Here is an 18,373-nt window from a genome sequence, read left to right on the forward strand (position 1 = left end):
CCTCACAGATCCATGAAGAAGTTGACGATCCCGGCGATCGCGCTGACGAAGACGCCGGCGGCGCCCGCGAACACGAGGCTGAAGAAGATGCCCGCGAAGATCAGGTCGGGCATCCCTATGCCCAGGACGCCGGTGGAGAACGCGAAGCCCGCCCAGATGAGCAGCCCGATCACGACCAGGATCCCGAGGCAGCCCAGCCACGCGACCGCTTCAGGGATCTCCCGGGCAGGCGCACGCGTATGCCCTGAGGCGTCGAGGTTCGCGCCGATCTGCTCCCGGGACGCCGGCGACCTGGCCAGGTCGTAGGCCTCCCGCAGCAGCACCCCGACGGCGTCGTAGTCACCCGTGTCGGCGTTCACGAACCGCACGACGCAGTTGTTCATCGCGAGCGCGACGTCGTCGTGGCACCCGACCACCAGGTCGTCGTCCGCTCCGAGCAGGCCCGACAGGCTCTCCAGGTGCTGGCGGGCGACGGCCAGGAGCGTCTCGGCGGCATCGATCCCGACGTTCTCCGAGCTCGCCGCACGGGCCACCTCGCAGGCCGCCTCGACGGCATCCAGGTCCGGCTGCGCGGCGGACCGGAACGCCCGCCGCACGTCGCCGGTCTCGAACCCGGCGGCGCGGGCGAGATCCCGCCACCGCCGCGCGTCGTCCGGGGCCTCGACGGCCCGCCGCGCCGCGAGGCCGGCGACCACCCCGACGACGTGTTCGGGCAGCCGCTCCCGAAGGGCGTCGACCGTCGCGGTCGTGAGGCGCGGGTCGTCGAGCTCGGCGGCCCTGCGCCGCGCCAGCTCCCACGTCGACTCGGCCGCGAGGACCGCCGCCCAGAGGTCCAGGCAGTGGTCCCATCGACGCCGGGCCGCGGCATCGCGGACCACACCGTCGGGGCTCGTCCCCTCCAGCGCCAGACACAGCTCGCTCACCGCACGGAGCTGTACGTCCGGCAGGCGGCCGTCGACGAACCTGGCCCACAGCAGCTCGTGCACCAGCCGCGCGACGGGGTCACGCAGGACCTCGAACGCGGCCCGCAGCTCGTCGGGGTCCTCCGACGGCGGCAGCGGGACGTCCGGACCAACCGACGGCGGCACGTAGTACTGGCTCCGGCTGTCCTCCCTGGCGCGGCGCACCTGGCGCTCCGTGGCGTCCGTCGGCAGGCCCGTGACCCGGAACGCGTTCCGGCGGAACAGGTCATGCCCCGTGAGCGCGCCCAGGACACGGTCGATCTCCTGGGTGTCGCGGTGGGTAGCCCCGCTCATTGCCATGCCCCTCCCGTCGCCGTCTCCCGTGGTGCTCGACGGCGACATCGTGGACCGGCCCGCCCGGGACCCCTCCCGACGAGCCTGCTCTGCGGGGGCTCGCTGAGCTTGGTTCAGCAGGCTTCGCAGAGCCATAACCGCGGACGATATGGCTTTGCGGAAGCCTGCTGAACGCGAGTCAGGAACGGTGGCGCGCCCGGGACGGTTCTGCCGGGACGCCCAGGACGTGCAGGGTGAGCGCGTCGAGCACCGTCAGGCCGTCGGCCGAGAGCACTGACTCCAGGTGACCTTGCACCGAGGCGACGCCGGGGCCGCGCAGGGCCGTGAGCACGCCGTCCCCGTCGAAGGACGGCTCCAGGGCCAGCCGGGCCACGGGATCGGCGGCGGCTGCAGCGTCGATGGTGGTGAGCTGCGCGCCGAAGGTGTTGTAGTAGCCGATCGCGGCCGTGGTGCCGAACACATCGGCGTCGAGCCGCACGCCCTGGCGCGGCGCCGGCAGCGCGCGGATCGGGAAGCCAGCGAGGCCGGCGAGCACCTGGTGGCTGAGGCAGACAGCGAGCAGCGGCCGGCCCGCGGCGACCCGCTCGTGGATCCGCCGGGCGATGGAGGCGATGCGCGGGTCCTGCTGGTCGCGCGGGTCCCCCGGTCCGGGGCCGAGCACGAGGAGATCGTCCGCGAGCACGTCGTCGACGGCGTCCCACCGGACCATCCGGGTGTTCATCCCGAGGTGGCGCAGCTGATGGGCGAGCATGGTCGTGAACTGGTCCTCGTGGTCGACGATCACAACGCTCGGGCCGGTCGGCGCCGTTGTCGGCACCGCGTGAACGGCATCCTGCGGGCGCACCCAGAACTCGGCGAGCTGTCCGTTGCGGGCGGCCAGCGCCTCGGCGACGCCGGGCTGCGCGTTCAGGTCGACGGCGACGTCGGGGCCGGCACCGCGCGGCACCAGCCCGAGCGAGGCGAGCACACCCGCCGCCTTCGCCCGGGTCTCCGCGACCTCGTGCTCGGGCACGGAGTGGCGCACGAGGGTCGCTCCGGCCGGGACGGTCACGCGGCCGCCGTCGTGCAGATAGGCCGTGCGGATGAGGATCGGAGCGTCGAGCGAGTAGCTCCCAGGGTTGGCCGCGACGGGCCCGGCAGGCTCGGAATCGGCCGGGCCGCGGGCGCCGTCCGGCTCGAACAGGGCGAGGAACCCTGAGTAGTAGCCGCGCGGACGCGTCTCGTGGCGGGTGATGACCGTGCAGGCGTTCTCCATGGGAGACCCGGTCACGGTGGGCGCGAACATCGTCAGGCGCAGCGCCTCGCGCGGGTCGAGCGTGGTGCGGCCCTCCAGCAGGTACTCGGTGTGGCTGAGGCGGGCCATCTGCTTGAGGTACGGCCCGACGATGCGCCCGCCGTCCGGGCAGAGCGCGCTCATCATCTTCATCTCCTCGTCGACCACCATGAAGAGCTCCTCGTTCTCCTTGGTGTCGCGCAGGAACTCGAGGACCCCGTCGCGCGTGGGGCCTGTCGCCGGATGGCGGTACGTGCCGCTGATCGGGTTCATCCGGGCCACACCGTCGTGCAGGGTCAGGTGCCGCTCGGGCGTGGCGCCCGCCAGGGACAGCGCCTCGGCGGCAGGAGCCGACTCCGCAGGCGCCGGGGCGTGCACCGCGAACGTCCAGTACGAGCCGACCTCGTGCGTGAGCAGAGCGCGGAACCACGACGCCAGCGTGGCGACGGGCGCAGCGTCGGTGCGCGCCTCGAAGCGGCGCATCACGACGAAGTTGGCGCCCGCGCCCCGCCCGATCTCGTCGTCGATCACGCGGCGCACGATGCCCGCGTACTCCGCGTCGGGGATGTCGAAGCCGAGCGGTTCGGCGGCGACGGGCTCGGGCGGGAGCACGGCGATCGCGTCGGCCACGGAGACCCGCTCCGACTCGCGGACGACTATGCAGCGCAGGGGGACGCCGTCGTCGTGCACGGTGAACCCACGCTCGTGAGCCTGCCGGAACGGGACGACGGCGAGCACCGGCGCGCCGTCGAGCGGGATGTCGCCCAGGAGTTCGGCGTCGACGACGTCGCCGACGAGCACCTCGACCTCGGTGCCGCCCTCGCGGCGCAGGAGCACGAACGGGAGCGAGCCGTCCGAGTCCAGGACCCGGTCGAGCAGGGGATGGCTGGTTGCGGTGGGAGTGGCAGAGCCGGCGGAGCGTGGAGTGCGGGACATGCGAGGCCTCTCGTTTCGGAGTGCCCGCCCCGGACCGACCGCCTCGTGGGGAAACACGAAACGACCGCCTCGAGGCGAGGCGGTCGTTTCGACGTGTGTGAATGCGTCGCGAGCCCGCCTATTCGGCGGGCCACCAGTCCTGACTGATCAGGTGCGACGTCATGGCCGGAACGGTAGCCGAGCGCGGTACGGGATGTCCACAGGGAGGCCTAGCGTCGCCGACACTGGCATAGGCGTTCACAAAACTGTAGGGTCCCAGTTTGTCAACTTACAACACTAACTAAGGCGCCCATGAGAGGGCGACCCCGAGACGAGCACCGAGGCGGAACCTTCACCATGACATCAACCCTCGACGAGATCGATCGCCTCACTGCGGTCAGACCCCACGAGCGGCAGCTGGCCTGGCAGGAGATGGAGTTCTACGCGTTCATCCATTTCGGGATGAACACCATGACCGACCGCGAGTGGGGACTCGGCAACGAGGATCCTGCGCACTTCGACCCGGACGCCCTCGACACCGACCAATGGATGCGGTCCATCGCGAGCGCCGGCATGACGGGCGTGATCCTCACCGCCAAGCACCACGACGGGTTCTGCCTGTGGCCGAGCGCGGTGACCACGCACTCGGTCGCCTCCGCTCCGTGGCGCGACGGCTCCGGGGACCTCGTCGCCGAGGTGGCCGAGTCGGCGCGGCGGCACGGCCTTCGATTTGGCGTCTACTTGTCACCGTGGGATCGCACCGAAGGCTCGTACGGCACCGGCCGCGCCTATGACGACTTCTTCGTCGCCCAGCTCACGGAGCTCCTCACGCGGTACGGCCCGGTCTTCTCCGTGTGGTTCGACGGCGCCAACGGCGAGGGCCCGGACGGGCGGGTGCAGGCCTATGACTGGGATCGGTACTACGCCACCATCCGCCGCCTCCAGCCCGGCGCGGTCATCAGCGTCTGCGGACCGGACGTTCGCTGGTGCGGCAACGAGGCCGGCCACACGCGGGCGGACGAGTGGAGCGTCGTGCCCGGCTCGCTCCGGGATGCCGAACGCATCGCGCAGGAGTCCCAGCACGTCGACGACGGCCAGTTCTCTCGCCTGGTCCGGAGCGGCGACGACGATCTGGGCAGTCGCAAGGCCCTCGGCGGCCACCTCGACGACCTCGTCTGGTACCCCGCGGAGGTCAACACCTCCATCCGGCCCGGGTGGTTCTACCACCGCGGCGAGGACGCTGCCGTCCGCACGGCCGAGGAGCTCTTCGAGATCTGGTGCGGCACGGCAGGAGGCAACGCGACGTTCCTCCTCAATGTGCCGCCGGACGAGCACGGGCTCGTCGCCCCCGCGGATGCGCGTGAGCTGGCGCGGCTGGGTGAGCTCATCGACCGGTTCCGCGCTCGGGTGATCCCGTCGCGAGCTGCGCCGACGTCTGTGCGCGGCCCCGACGCCGTCGGAAACGGGGATCTCGCGGAAGGTTTCTCGTCGGAGTTCGGCCCGCAACGGGACGCGACCTGGCACCCGGACCCGGAGGACGCCGCGCCCGCCGTGACCCTGACCTTCGACGGGCCGCGATCGGTCGGAGCCGTGGTCGTCAGCGAGGACATCCGTCATGGCCAGCGCGTCGAGGACGTGACGGTCAGCGCCACGGTGGACGGTCGGGAGGTCGTCGTCTGCCGGTCCTCGTCGGTGGGCTACCGACGGGTGATGCGTTTCCCCGCGATCACCGTCACGGGCCTGACCGTCACCATCGGGTCGAGCCGCGGGACCGCCGCCATCGCCACCGCCGCCGCGGTGGAAGGACCCTGATAGGTTGCGGACGATGAACGAGGCTGCGGCCGCACCCCGGCAGACCGGTATCCAGCGCTGGCCGGAGCTCCATCCGACGACGCAGGCCGCCTTCAACCGGGTCCTCTGGGACGACGGCCTCTCGCGGAGCGATATCGCGAGCAAGCTCGGCCTTTCCAGGACCCGGCTCACCACGATCACGCGCGATCTGGAGGAAGCCGGCCTCCTGGTCCAGGGACGTCGAGAACAACGGGCATCGACGGGTCGCCCGGCCGAGATGCTCCACGCGGTCACGACCGCCTACCAGTTCCTCGGTCTGCACCTCCGTGGGACGGGCGTCATCGCGGCGCTCGTCGACCTTGACGGTCGGGTGGTGTGGCAGAACAGCGCAGCGCTCCGGACCGAGTCGCCTCGCGAGCTGGTGGAGCTCGCGGCGAGCTGGCTTCAGGAGACGACGACGTCGTTCCGGGTGGCCGCGGTGGCAGTATGCGGCCCACTGGGCCGGGCAGGGCTCGATCCGGCGTCCCAGCGCATCCGCGGCATCAGCGAACAGCTCCAGGCGGAGTTCACCGCGGAGTGGTCGGTCCCGCTCTGGATCGAGGACGATGTCGTCGCTCTGACCGCGTTCGAGCAATGGCCTCAGCTCGGCGAGGGCCAGGACGACATGGTCCTGATCTCCGTGGGCGAGGAGATCGGGTTCGGCCTGGTCACCGATCGGAAGATCGTCCGCGGTGCCCACGGGACCGCGGGCCGCTTCGACCATATACCCGTACTTCCCGACGGTCCGGAGTGCCCCCTGGGGCACCACGGCTGCCTGTGGAGCGTCTGCTCGACGACGGCGGTCGTGCGCGCGGCCCCGGGCGCGCGCAGCATGAGCGAGGTCGCGGCCCGAGCGGACGCGGGCGATCCGGTGTGCGCCGACGTCATGGCACGCGCGGCGGACGGCCTCGGCACGGCAGCCGGCTATCTGGTGAATCTCCTCGACCCGGACAAGGTCGTGCTGACCGGCGAGAGCCACACCGTCCTGCGTGGTCGGTTCGAGGTGTTCCACTCCGCCCTGCGCCGCGTTCACCTCGACGGAGGGAAGGTCGAGGTCGGCATGCCGGACTTCGACTTCGTGGAGTGGGCGCGGGCCGCCGCGGCATTCGCGGTGTACCGAACCTTGAGCGGGCAGGGGTTCTGAGCGCGTTTCCGCACGTGCATCGCGACTGAGACGAGGCTGCCGAGCGATTGCGCCGCGCAGTCGTCCGGCAGGGTTAATGTCGTCAGTTGACAAACTCGCCTCGGCCCGGGAACCTGATCAGGCTGTCAAGTCGCGGCGCAGTGTTGCGCGCCCAGCCAGTCAAAGGAGACGTCTTGCGTACCTCTCGATTTTCCGCCCTTGCCCTCGCGGTAAGCCTCTCGACGATCGCCGTTACCGGCTGCTCGGCGTCCGGCGACAGCTCGGGCGAGCCCGTCACCCTTGAGTACTGGGCCTGGGCGCCCGGCTCCCAGGAGGAGGTGGACGCCTTCAACGCGGCTCACCCGGACATCCAGGTGAAGCACACCGACGCCGGCGGCGGCGAGACGTCGTCCGCCAAGCTCATCACCGCGTTGCGCGCCGGCAACGCACCCGACCTCGCGCTCGTCGAGAACACCTCGCTCCCGCGCATGATCGTCTCGGGCGTGCCCCTCGACATCACCGACCAGGTCGCCGACATCCAGGAGAACTTTTCAGCAGGTTCCTGGGAGCAGACCACCTTCGACGGCCACACGTTCGCCATCCCGCAGGACGTTGGCCCCATGGCTCTTCTCTACCGGCAGGACATCTTCGAGAAGTACGGCATCGAGCCGCCGGTCACCTGGCAGGACTACCGCGACGCTGCCGCCACCCTCAAGGAGGAGGACCCGAGCCTGACGATGGCCTCCCTCAGCACCGACGGCTGGGGCTGGTACGCCCCGGTCGCCGCCCAGGCCGGCGACGACTGGTGGTCGGTGGACGGCGAGACCTGGACCGTCAACATCGACGGGGACAAGTCCCGTGAGGTCATGGACTTCTTCCAGGGCATGTACGACGACGGGCTCATCGCCGCGGACCCCATCCTGACGCCGACCTACAACAAGCAGCTCAACGACGGCACCATGGTCTCCTGGCCCTCGGCCGTCTGGGCACCCGGCGTCATCGAGGGGGTCGCCCCGAAGACCGCCGGGAAGTGGGCTCTGGCCCCGCTGCCCCGCTGGGACGCCGACAACCCCACCGTGTCCTTCCAGGGCGGGTCGTCGGTCATCGTCACCTCGTCCAGCGAGCACCCGGAAGAGGCCGCGGAGTTCGCGAAGTGGCTGAACGCGAGCGACGAGGGCGCCGAGATGATCCTCAACGTCCAGAACGGTTACCCCGCCGCGCTGTCCGGCCAGGAGGCCGCGACCAAGCAGGACCCGCCCACCCTCATGCCGCAGCAGACCGACTACTACGACGTCGTGGCCGACATCGCGAAGAACACCAAGCCGGTCACCTGGGGCCCGAACACGGATGTCGCCGCCGCGGCGTTCACCGACGCGATGAACGCCGCCGTCCAGAACGGCACCTCGTGGGCGGACGCTCTCACAGCGACCCAGGACGCGGTCGTCGCGGACATGAAGGAACAGGGCTTCACCGTGCAGGAAGGCAGCTGAGCCCGCAGCCGGCGGGAGAACCGACCATGACCCACGCCATGACAGACCGCGCCGACTTACCGGTCGCGCCGGCACCGACCGACGACCGCAGACCACGACGCAGGCCCTCCCTACGCCCGAGGCTCGCTCCCTACCTCTTCAGCGCACCGGCAATGCTCCTGTACGTCGCCTTCACCGTCATCCCGCTCGGCTACGCGCTCGGTTCGAGCTTCTTCGCGCAGCGGCTGACCGGTGGAGGGATCCTCGGGACGCGCCGGACGGTCTTCGTCTGGTTCGAGAATTACGCCGACGTCCTGACCAACGCGACCCTCGTCGCCGGCCTCGGCCGGCTGGCGATCTACGGAATCATCGCGGTACCGCTCACGCTGGGACTGGCGCTGCTGTTCGCACTGCTGCTCGACGCGAGCGGAACTCGGCTCAAGCGGTTCGGCCGCACGGCGATCTTCGTCCCCTACGCGGTGCCGGGCGTCGTCGCCGCCCTGATGTGGGGATTCATGTACCTGCCGGCCACGAGCCCGTTCTCGTACGTGACCCGCTCGCTCGGCCTGGGCACCATCCCGTTCCTCGAACCGGACGGCCTGTACGGGTCGATCGCGAACATCACGATCTGGGGCGGGATCGGCTTCAACATGCTCGTGATCTACACCGCTCTGCGGAGCATCCCGAACGAGCTGGTCGAGGCCGCCCGGATCGACGGCGCGAGCGAGATCCAGGTCGCGCTGCGGATCAAGGTGCCGTTGGTGGGCCCCGCCCTGATCCTCACGTCGATCTTCGCCCTGCTCGGCGCCCTTCAGCTGTACGGCGAACCGGCGATGCTCATGCCGCTGACCAACAGCATCTCCACCACGTGGGCGCCGCTGATGACGATCTACCGCGACGCCTTCGTACTGGACAACCTGTCGTCCGCCGCCGCCGCGTCCATGGTGCTGGCGATCGGAACGGCCGCTTTCTCGCTCGCGGTCCTCGCGGTCGTCCGCCGAGTCAGCCGAAGGGGTATGGCATGACGACGACAACCGTCCCGCGGCGGACCGGGCAGCCGCCGCTGCAGCGCGGCAAGGTCGCCCCTACCGTCATCCTCCTCATCGGCGCGATCTACTGCCTGATCCCCGTCGCCTGGGTGTTCGTCGCGGCGTCCAAGGCACCCGGCGAGCTCTTCAACTCGTTCACATTCGCCCCGGGCAGCGGCCTCCTCGAGAATCTCGGGGACCTCTTCTCGCACAACGACGGCGCGTATGGCACGTGGGCGCTCAACTCGCTGCTGTATGCCGGGCTCGGCGGGGTCCTTTCGACCCTCGTGTCGGCCGCGGCCGGCTACGCGCTGGCGAAGTACGACTTCGCCGGGGGCCGGATCTTCTTCGGAGCTCTCCTCGCGGGCCTGCTCATCCCGGGCATCACCCTCGCCGTTCCGCAGTACCTCCTGCTCTCCGACCTGCAGCTGGCAGGAACGCGCTGGTCCGTGCTGCTCCCGAGCATCATCAGCCCGTTCGGGATCTACCTGTGCAAGGTCTTCGCGGAGGGATCCATCGCCCAGGAAGCACTCGAGGCGGCGCGGATCGACGGCGCCGGCGAGTGGCGCATCTTCCAGAGCATCGTCCTGCCGCTCATGGTGCCCGGCATGGTCACCGTCTTCCTGCTGCAGTTCGTGGGCATCTGGAACAACTTCCTCCTGCCCTACATCATGCTCGCCGACCAGACGACGTTCCCCCTGACCGTCGGCCTGAGCTCCCTGCTGAACCAGGGCTCCGGTTCCCCGGCCCTCTACTCGCTCGCGATCACCGGCGCCGCCGTCGCGATCATTCCCCTCATCGCCCTCGTGCTGTTTCTCCAGCGCTTCTGGCGGCTCGACCTCATCTCCGGAGGAGTCAAAGGATGACCCTGTCCCACACCGACCAGCCCTGGCCCACGACCGGCATCAGCTTCGGCGGCGACTACAACCCCGAGCAGTGGGACCCCTCGGTCTGGCGCGAGGACGTCGCCCTCATGCGGCAGGCCGGGGTCAACATGGTCTCGCTCGGGATCTTCTCCTGGGGCCTGCTGGAGACGGCTGAGGGTGTCTACGACTGGGCGTGGTTCGACGAGATCGTCGAACTCCTCGGGGAGAACGGCATCGCCATCGACCTCGCGACGCCCACCGCCGCCCCACCCAGTTGGCTCCTGGCCGAGCACCCGGAGTTCCCGCCCGTCGACCACGACATGACGCAGCACTGGCCCGGCGCCCGGCTGGGCTGGTGCCCGAGCAACCCGGACTTCCGGACGCACGCGCTCCGCATCGTCCGGGCCGTCGCCGAGCGCTACGGCTCGCGCGAGCACGTCGTGATGTGGCACGTGAGCAACGAGCTCGGCGGCGGGAACGGGCACTGCTACTGCGACGTGTCCGCCGCCGCGTTCCGCACGTGGCTGGAGAAGAAGTACGGGACCGTCGAGAAGCTCAACGAGGCCTGGGGAACCGCCTTCTGGGGTCACTACTACCGCAGCTTCAAGCACATCCTGCCGCCCCGCGGCAACGACTCGAAGAACCCGTCCCTCATGCTCGACTTCGACCGGTTCTCCTCCGACGAGCTGCTCGACCACTACCTCGCCGAGCGAGCACTGCTCAAGGAGATCACCCCCGATCTGCCCGTCACCACGAACTTCATGGTCGGCGCCGAGCCTGACGCGGTCGACTACGCCCGCTGGGCGCCGCACATGGACATCCTCGCAAACGACCACTACACCCGGTCGCCGGATCCGGTGCCTCAGCAGGACGTGGCCTTCTCGGGTGACCGTATGCGGTCGCTCACCACGGACCGGCGGCCCTGGCTCCTCATGGAGCACTCGACGAGCGCCGTGAACTGGCAGCCGCGCAACCGGGCCAAGAACCCGGGCGAGCTCATCCGTGACGCGATCAGCCACGTCGCACACGGGTCAGACGGCGTCATGTACTTCCAGTGGCGGGCCTCCCGAGCCGGTGCCGAGCAGTTCCACTCCGGGATGGTCCCCCACGCGGGACCGGACACGAAGATCTTCCGCGAGGTCACGGCGCTCGGCGGCCACCTCCAGCGCCTCGCACCCGTCCTCGGTTCCCGGGTGCCGGCGGCCAAGGTCGGCATCCTGTTCGACAACGAGGCGGGCTGGGCGATCCGGCGCGGGGTGAAGCCGAACAACTTCCTCCCCTATGGTGCCGCTGTCCGCGCCTGGCACGCAGCCTTCTGGCGCAGGGGCGACGGCGTCGACGTGCTGCCGCCGTGGAACGACTACGCCGGCTACGACACGCTCGTGGTACCGCAGCTCTTCCTCGTCGCGGACGACACCGCGAAGCGCGCCGAGGAGTTCGTCGCGATGGGCGGCACCCTGATCGTCACCCCGTTCTCGGGCATCGTCGACGAGAATGACCAGGTCCGTCTCGGTGGCTATCCCGGAGCGTTCCGTGACGTCCTCGGGGTGTGGACCGAGGAGTTCTACCCTCTGCAGGAGGGCGAGACCTTCCGGCTCGACAACGGCTGGAACGGCCGGGAGTGGACCGAGCACGTCCACGTGGCTGGAGCCGATGTCATCGCGCGTTACGAGGGCGGCCCGCTCGACGGCGAGCCGGCGGTGACGGTCAGGGCGCATCTGGGCGGCGGCCGGGCGGTCTACGTGTCGGCGGGGATCGACGGCGACGCGATCGAGAACCTCGTCGCCGGCCTCATCGAGCCTGATCGGGGGCCTGTCTCTGACAAGATCCCTGGCCTCGAGGTCGGGATCCGCGAAACCGACAGTGACGAGTTCGTCTTCCTCATCAACCACGGGGCGGACGACGCGGAACTGGGCATCCGAGGCGCTGAGCTGCTCACCGGGCGCACCGTCGAGGATTCGCTCGTCGTTCCCGCCGGTGACGTCCGCGTGGTGCACCGCCGCAAGGCGGCCTGACAGACACTGGGCCAAGAGCGGTCGAAGCACATGAGCAGGGCGGGGGCGGAGTCGTACCAGGTTCCCGCTCCCGCCCTGCTCATGTGCAGCCACCTGTCCTACCACACGAGTAACGCGGGCTCGTCCTGCTCGTCGAGCGCTCGTGCTGGTTGCCGGACCAGCACGGTGGCGCCGAACAAGGCGTAGCCGACCATGATGGGGTAGATCGCCCAGCGTTCGAACAGCCCGATGTTCCATTCGATGCCGGCGCGGACGTCGACCAGCGGACCGACGAGCAGCAGGAGGGCGCCAAGGCGCGCGGCGGGTCCGGTGCGCAGGATGAGTGTCATGGCGCTCATGCCGTCAGGGCCATTCCGGAGATCCGGTGGGCTTGGGTCGCGCGTACGGCACGTTCCAGTCCGCGCTCCTCGTTGTAGACGGGAATGACGAGGTCGAGGACGGGTGCAGGCGCTCGGAGCTGGGCGTCGCGCGTGGCCGGCGACGTGTCGGCATGGAGCGATCTTGATGAGTCCATACCGAAGAGCGTCGAAGACGAACCTCGGGTGAAACTATGTCCCACCTCTGTGTTTCATACAGAACCCGCGCTCTGGCAGAACGCTGCGGATCAGGGAGCGCCGTACCGCACCAGGGCGCCCCTGATCAGCGTCGCGACGGCGCTTTCCAGGTCGGAGCGCAGGTCCGGTGCGAGCTGGGCAAGCGCCGGGTCGACCTCGTAGGCCTTGAGCACGCTGGCAGATGGCCGGCAGTACGTCGACATCGCGCCCGCCAGGATCAGGGTCGCCATGCACACGGTCCTGGCACCGTCGCCGAGCTCCGGCACGTGGCGGCGGATCATCTCGACCGCGGCCCCGAGCGTTTTGATGGCGGCCCGCTTGTGGCGAACGATGACGTCGACGGACACGTTGTGCTCCAGGACCCCGGCCTGCGCGTTGGCGAGGTCCAGCAGCACCGGGTGACGCGCCAGCGACGCGGCTAGTACCGCAGCCATCTGGTCGCCGCGCTCCATGGCCGGGAGGCGGGGGTCGACGGCGGCGGCGAGCTCGTCCGCCACCTCGGTGAGCCACGCCCGCAGGGCACCCTCCAGCAGCTCGAGCAGTACCGCCTCACGGGACTCGAAGTACCGCAGCACGTTCGACTTGGCCAGCCCGACCCTGCGGCTCAGCTCGTTGAGCCCCACCTCGGCCACCGGCATCTCGTCGAGCATGGACATCGCCGTGTCGAGGATCGCCTGACGCCGGATCTCCCGCTGCTCCTCGCTGCGCGCTCGCTGGAATGTCACGTCCGCCAGTTTACAGACCGGCAGTCTGTTGACAACAGACCGCTGGTCTCTTACGGTCGACTTGCAAGAGACCAGCGGTCCGTAAAAGGGAGAACGACGATGACCGAGAAGTGGACCGAACGCGACATCCCCGACCAGACGGGCCGCGTGGCCCTCGTGACGGGCGCCAACACCGGCCTGGGATTCGAGACGGCGCGGGCCCTCGCAGCACGCGGGGCGTCGGTGGTGCTGGCGGTGCGCGACGTCGAGAAGGGCAAGAAGGCGGCCGCCCGCATCGCTGGCGACGTGAGCGTGCAGGCGCTGGACCTGACCTCGCTGGACTCCGTCCGCGAAGCGGCGGCGGAGCTGCACACCAAGCACGCCTCGATCGACCTGCTGATCAACAACGCCGGCGTCATGATCCCGCCCAAGCAGACCACGCGGGACGGGTTCGAGCTGCAGTTCGGCACCAACCACCTCGGCCACTTCGCACTGACGGGACTGCTGCTGGACCTGCTGCTGCCCGTTCCGGGCTCCCGGGTGGTGACCGTCAGCAGCATCGCCCACCGCACCGGTGGCGCCGCGATCCACTTCGACGACCTGCAGTGGGACCGGTCCTACGACCGGGGCGCGGCTTATGCGCAGTCGAAGCTCGCGAACCTGCTGTTCACCTACGAGCTGCAGCGGCGCCTCGTGCCGCTGGGCACCACGATCTCCGTCGCCGCGCACCCCGGCCTCGCCAGCACCGAGCTGGTCCGCAACATCCCCGCTGCCTTCCGCCCGATCGCATCCGCCATCGGCCCTCTGCTCACCCAGAGCGCTGCCCAGGGCGCGCTGCCGAGCATGCGGGCCGCCACCGACCCGGCCGTACTCGGCGGGCAGTACTACGGCCCCGACGGACGGGGTGAGACCCGCGGGAACCCGCGCGTCGTCGCCTCGAGCCCGCAGTCCTACGACGAGACCCTGCAGCAGCGCCTGTGGACCGTCTCCGAGGAGCTCACCGGCGTGCAGTTCCCCGTGGCTGTTGCAGCATCCTGAAGTCGTCGATCCAGGCATAACCAGGCGTCGACATACCGTCGCCGCTCGGCTGCACGGTGAGATCGGCGAACACGCTGTTCAGCAGCCAGGGTGGCTTCGTCGCGCTCCAGCCGGCCGTCATCGACGGGATCTGGTTGAAGCCGTACGTCGCCACCGCGAGCCGTCCGGTGCCTCGGAACCGCCCCATCTCCTCGCGCAGCAGGTGCTTCTTGGCTTCGAACCACGGGCTCTGCGACAGAAGGTCGTTCCACTTGCGGGAGGGGAAGGGGCGCTCGATCGCGTCGCCGATCACCTGCCACACCTCGGTGTGGGGCGCATAGCCGTAGCTCCGGGCGAAGTCCGCCGGGATCCGGTCGGTCATGTGCTGCTGCCAGTACCAGACCAGGGAGAACTCGGTCACCAGGAAGGTCTGCTCCGGGCGGAGCCGGGGCAGCGTGTAGTCCAGGAAGTCCTGGATCCGGGCCTGGTCGACGACGTGGGGATGGAGGTCGACACCTTCGATCTCCGGCGTCGCACGCACGAAGGCGAGGTATCGCTCGACGGCGGGCGTGCGGTGCTGGGGCAGGTCCAGCCGGTTCAGTGCGCCCATGTACAGGTGGGTGCCGCAGTCCGCACCGCACAGCTCCGCGCGGCGGCTGATGACGTGCCGGGCGACGGTCTCGTAGAACTCGTTGAGCCGCGCGTCCCGCTCGGCCGGCAGGCTCTCGATGAACGGCTCGTTGCCGATGGTGACGACGTCGACAGTCGGGAACACGTGCGGCAGCACGCGGTCCAGCCGCGCTAGCTCGGCAGCCATCTCCGCGCTGCCGGGTCGGGGGAACGAGCTGTTGGCCTTGGGAAACTTCAGGCTGAGCACGGTCCGGAAGCCCTCGTCGTGGGCGGCGCGGATCGCCCGGAGGGTGTCGCTCTGCGCGGGAGGGACGGAGTCGGCCTCGGGCAGCGTGTAGAACCCACGGACCCAGGTCGCGCCTGCCGAACGCAGCTCGCGTTCGTTCATCCGGTCCAGGTTCTCGTTGTAGTTGGCGCCGAGCACGCCCAGCGCGGGGAGCGGATCGACGCCGTCGGCAGCCCCGGAAACAGCGGACCTGGCGACGGCGGTGGACCCGTCGCCCACCGTCAGCGTCGCGATCGGAAGTGCCATGGCAAGCGTCGTGAGCACACCGGCGACGGTGCGGATCCGGATCGGGAAGTGCGTGAGCGGCTCGGTCATCAGGCGCGTCCTCCTTCTGCCCGCGGCTCCCTTGCCGCGTGTCGAACGAGACGCTAACCACTGAGATTTGGACGCTCAAGACGCGGCAAAAAGGTTCTGGGCGCGGCACGTCATCAGCGCGAACGAGCCGGGCCCGTGCTCTGCCGGGGTACGAACTCAGCCTTCGCCGGCTCGTGGGTCTCGGGATCCACGCGGCCGATCAGGACCCGTATCGCGGCCTCGCCCAGCGCGCCGAGCGGAACGCGAATCGTGCTGAGCTCCGGCGTGACGAGCTCGGCGCCGAAGATGTCGTCGAACCCGACGATGCTCAGGTCACCGGGCACGTCCAGTCCGGTGGCCTGCGCTTCGCGCAGCAGACCGATCGCGATGAGGTCGTTGTAGGCCACCAGCGCGCTGACGCCGGCGGCGCGCACCCGTGGCAGCGCGTCGCGTCCGCCGACGAGGGTCGGTTCGGTGGTGGGGATCTCCACGATGTGCATGCCGCGCCGCGGGGCCTCCTCCATCAGCACCTCCCAGCGCCGGGCATTGATCCACGAACGGGCCGGGCCGCTGAGGTAGCCGATCGAGCTGTGCCCGTGCGCCCTCAGGTGGTCCAGCGCGGCGGACAGACCGGTGCGCACGTCGACGACGACCGAGGCGATGCCTGTCACGGCACGGTTGACCAGGACCAGCGAGGTGTCCTGCGCGATCGCGGTCAGCGCCTCGTCGTCCAGGCGAGGCGCGGCCAGGACGAAGCCGTCCACGAGCGGACGCACCCGCTCCACCGCGTTCGACTCCGCCGCACCGGACTCCTGGGACTCGGCGAGCACCATCGTGTATCCCGCCTCGGCGGCCGCCCGCTCGGCACCGCGCACCAGGTCGAAGTACACCGGGTTGGTGAAGTCGGTGACGATCAGGCCGAGCGTCTGGGTGCGGCCGGTCGGCAGGGCACGGGCCATGGGATTCGCCCGATAGCCGAGCTCGGCGGCCGCGTCCTGGATCCGCCGCTCCGTGCGGGCCGAAATCCGCCCCGGTTTGCCCAGCGCACGCGACACGGTCGACGGGCTCACGCCCGCATGACGAGCGACGTCGTAGATCGTGACCGCACCCTGGCGACCGATTGCCACAGGCTGCTGGCCGACGTCGGTCGCCGCCTTCTCGATGTCCCGGTTCACGTGGCCCATCGAACCACAGCCCCGCTGCCACCTGGTCTCGCCACCGGTCGCGACTCGCACTCGACGTTTGGCAACCGGTTGACACAATGCCGACCGTGTGGTCGGCTTTCATCCGGATCACCGACCCCGACTGGCAACGACGCAGGAGGATTTCATGCTCAGACCGCAGATCTCTGCGACCCGCGAGCTGCTGCCCCTCGACGGGCTGTGGCGGTTCGCCGCGGGCGAGCTCGACCACGCACCGGGCAGCAGGTCGTTGCCCGGCACGCTCGAGGCTCCGGTGCCGGCCAGCTACAACGACCTGTTCGTGGAGCCCTCGCTGCGCGACCACGTGGGCTGGGTCTGGTACCAGCGCACGGTGCGGGTGCCGCGTGGCTGGGCGGGCCAGCGGGTGTTCGTCCGCGTCGACGCCGCCACCCACGCCGGACGCGTCCACGTCGGCGAGCAGCTCGTGGCCGAGCACGTCGGCGGGTACACCCCGTTCGAGGCCGACATCACCGATCTGGTCGACCCGGGGTCGGAGTTCCGCCTCACGATCGGTGTGGACAACACCCTGACCAACGAGACCATCCCGCCCGGCACCGTCGAGGTGACCGCGACCGGAGCCCGCCGCCAGCGCTACCTGCACGACTTCTTCAACTACGCCGGCCTGGCCCGGTCGGTGGCCATCTACAGCGCTCCCGCCGACAGGATCGAGGACCTCACGGTCACGACCGACGTCGACGGCACCACCGGCGTCGTGCACGTCGAGTCCGTCGTGGCCGGCACCGGCACGGTCCGCCTCCAGCTGGAGGACGCCGGTAGAGATGTCGTCGCGCGGGCCGACGGGACCGGCGTCGACCTGCGGGTCCCGGACGCGCTCCTGTGGGGCCCCGGCAGCCCGAACCTCTACACGCTGCGCGCCGTGCTGGAGCGCGACGGCCGCCTGGCCGACGAGTACGTCCTCCCGGTCGGCATCCGCACGGTACGGGTCGACGGGCTGCGACTGCTTGTCAACGACGAGCCGGTCTACCTGACCGGGTTCGGCAAGCACGAGGACACCCCGGTGCGCGGCAAGGGGCACGACAACGCCTACCTGGTGCACGACTTCGAGCTCATGGGCTGGACCGGCGCCAACAGCTTCCGCACCTCGCACTACCCGTATGCCGAGGAGGTCCTGGAGTACGCGGACCGGCACGGCTACCTCGTCATCGACGAGACCGCCGCCGTCGGTCTCAACCTCAACATCGGGGGCGGCATCTTCGGCAGCGGCGGAACCGCGACCTTCTCCCCCGGCACGATCAACGACCGCACCCAGGCGGCCCACGCGCAGGCACTGCGCGAGCTGGTCGCGCGCGACAAGAACCACCCGTCGGTGATCCTCTGGTCGGTCGCCAACGAACCGGCCTCGAACGAACCGGGTGCCCGCGAGTACTTCGAGCCGCTGATCACGCTGACGCGTGAGCTCGACCCGTCCCGGCCGGTCACGTTCGTCAACCTCGGCATGGCGACACCGGAGAGCGACCGGGTCGCCGACCTCGTCGACGTCATCTGCCTCAACCGGTACTTCGGCTGGTACGAGGACACCGCCGACCTGGCCTCCGCCGAGACGCACCTGGAGGACGAGCTGCGCCGGTGGCAGGACCAGTACGGCCGTCCGCTCGTCGTCACCGAGTACGGCGCCGACGCCGTCGCGGGTCTGCACTCGGTCCACACCCAGCCGTGGACCGAGGAGTACCAGCGCGACGTACTCGACCTCTACCACCGGGTGCACGACCGCGTCGAGGCGGTCGTGGGCGAGCAGGTGTGGAACTTCGCCGACTTCCAGACCTCCTCGGCGATCTTCCGCGTCGACGGGAACAAGAAGGGAGTCTTCACCCGCGACCGCCGGCCGAAGGCCGCCGCGCATCTTCTCCGCGCGCGCTGGACCGCGCAGCGGCACTGACCCGCCCCACCGAC

Annotated in this window: 15 protein-coding genes; 8 read left to right on the plus strand and 7 right to left on the minus strand. The window is 69.9% G+C overall.

Annotated features, from left to right (window positions below):
- Nucleotides 1-2: 2 nt before the first annotated feature.
- Together EW117_RS19305 and EW117_RS19310 are read right to left on the minus strand one after the other, a co-directional pair.
- Nucleotides 3-1,256, minus strand: a complete 1,254-nt coding sequence (locus tag EW117_RS19305) for a hypothetical protein (RefSeq protein WP_129788334.1) — start codon at nucleotides 1,254-1,256, stop codon at nucleotides 3-5.
- 178 nt (nucleotides 1,257-1,434) lie between these two features.
- On the minus strand, nucleotides 1,435-3,465 hold the full coding sequence (locus tag EW117_RS19310; protein ID WP_129788335.1) for a chorismate-binding protein: 2,031 nt from the start codon (nucleotides 3,463-3,465) through the stop codon (nucleotides 1,435-1,437).
- 336 nt (nucleotides 3,466-3,801) lie between these two features.
- Between EW117_RS19310 and EW117_RS19315 the strand changes: the two genes are divergently transcribed.
- From EW117_RS19315 to EW117_RS19340, 6 genes are all read left to right on the plus strand, one after another.
- On the plus strand, nucleotides 3,802-5,256 hold the full coding sequence (locus EW117_RS19315) for an alpha-L-fucosidase (RefSeq protein WP_129788336.1): 1,455 nt from the start codon (nucleotides 3,802-3,804) through the stop codon (nucleotides 5,254-5,256).
- A 13-nt stretch (nucleotides 5,257-5,269) separates the two neighbouring features.
- Nucleotides 5,270-6,418 (plus strand): ROK family transcriptional regulator, encoded by a 1,149-nt coding sequence (locus tag EW117_RS19320; RefSeq protein WP_129788337.1) that lies wholly within the window; start codon nucleotides 5,270-5,272, stop codon nucleotides 6,416-6,418.
- Nucleotides 6,419-6,591: 173 nt separating this feature from the next.
- A complete protein-coding gene (locus tag EW117_RS19325) occupies nucleotides 6,592-7,887 on the plus strand; it encodes an ABC transporter substrate-binding protein (RefSeq protein WP_129788338.1) in 1,296 nt (431 codons plus the stop codon).
- A gap of 152 nt (nucleotides 7,888-8,039) precedes the next feature.
- Entirely contained in the window at nucleotides 8,040-8,891 is an 852-nt protein-coding gene (locus EW117_RS19330; RefSeq protein WP_242504389.1) for a carbohydrate ABC transporter permease, read from the plus strand.
- Nucleotides 8,888-9,760 carry a carbohydrate ABC transporter permease gene (locus EW117_RS19335; protein WP_129788339.1) on the plus strand — a complete coding sequence of 291 codons (873 nt, stop codon included), beginning with the start codon at nucleotides 8,888-8,890 and terminating at the stop codon, nucleotides 9,758-9,760. Before EW117_RS19330 ends, EW117_RS19335 begins: the two co-directional genes overlap by 4 nt.
- Nucleotides 9,757-11,775: a beta-galactosidase gene (locus tag EW117_RS19340; RefSeq protein WP_129788340.1), complete on the plus strand. Its 2,019-nt coding sequence runs from the start codon at nucleotides 9,757-9,759 to the stop codon at nucleotides 11,773-11,775. Before EW117_RS19335 ends, EW117_RS19340 begins: the two co-directional genes overlap by 4 nt.
- Before the next feature lie 98 nt (nucleotides 11,776-11,873).
- On the opposite strand, the gene EW117_RS19345 is transcribed toward EW117_RS19340, so the two are convergent.
- From EW117_RS19345 to EW117_RS19355, 3 genes are all read right to left on the minus strand, one after another.
- A complete protein-coding gene (locus EW117_RS19345) occupies nucleotides 11,874-12,113 on the minus strand; it encodes a hypothetical protein (protein WP_129788341.1) in 240 nt (79 codons plus the stop codon).
- On the minus strand, nucleotides 12,110-12,289 hold the full coding sequence (locus EW117_RS29820; RefSeq protein WP_129788342.1) for a hypothetical protein: 180 nt from the start codon (nucleotides 12,287-12,289) through the stop codon (nucleotides 12,110-12,112). The genes EW117_RS19345 and EW117_RS29820 overlap by 4 nt, the downstream gene beginning before the upstream one ends.
- A gap of 90 nt (nucleotides 12,290-12,379) precedes the next feature.
- Nucleotides 12,380-13,054: a TetR/AcrR family transcriptional regulator gene (locus EW117_RS19355; protein ID WP_129788343.1), complete on the minus strand. Its 675-nt coding sequence runs from the start codon at nucleotides 13,052-13,054 to the stop codon at nucleotides 12,380-12,382.
- A 99-nt stretch (nucleotides 13,055-13,153) separates the two neighbouring features.
- Here EW117_RS19355 and EW117_RS19360 point away from each other — a divergent pair, with 99 nt between their 5' ends.
- On the plus strand, nucleotides 13,154-14,071 hold the full coding sequence (locus tag EW117_RS19360; protein WP_129788344.1) for an SDR family NAD(P)-dependent oxidoreductase: 918 nt from the start codon (nucleotides 13,154-13,156) through the stop codon (nucleotides 14,069-14,071).
- On the opposite strand, the gene EW117_RS19365 is transcribed toward EW117_RS19360, so the two are convergent.
- Both EW117_RS19365 and EW117_RS19370 read right to left on the minus strand, forming a co-directional pair.
- A complete protein-coding gene (locus EW117_RS19365; protein WP_207211943.1) occupies nucleotides 14,031-15,281 on the minus strand; it encodes a hypothetical protein in 1,251 nt (416 codons plus the stop codon). The two genes, EW117_RS19360 and EW117_RS19365, sit on opposite strands and share 41 nt — an antisense overlap.
- Before the next feature lie 113 nt (nucleotides 15,282-15,394).
- Nucleotides 15,395-16,435: a LacI family DNA-binding transcriptional regulator gene (locus tag EW117_RS19370; RefSeq protein ID WP_165362779.1), complete on the minus strand. Its 1,041-nt coding sequence runs from the start codon at nucleotides 16,433-16,435 to the stop codon at nucleotides 15,395-15,397.
- 154 nt (nucleotides 16,436-16,589) lie between these two features.
- Here EW117_RS19370 and uidA point away from each other — a divergent pair, with 154 nt between their 5' ends.
- On the plus strand, nucleotides 16,590-18,359 hold the full coding sequence (gene uidA / locus EW117_RS19375) for a beta-glucuronidase (protein ID WP_129788346.1): 1,770 nt from the start codon (nucleotides 16,590-16,592) through the stop codon (nucleotides 18,357-18,359).
- The last annotated feature ends 14 nt before the right edge of the window (nucleotides 18,360-18,373 follow it).

This window comes from Promicromonospora panici (assembly GCF_900608595.1).
Classification (GTDB): domain Bacteria; phylum Actinomycetota; class Actinomycetes; order Actinomycetales; family Cellulomonadaceae; genus Promicromonospora; species Promicromonospora panici.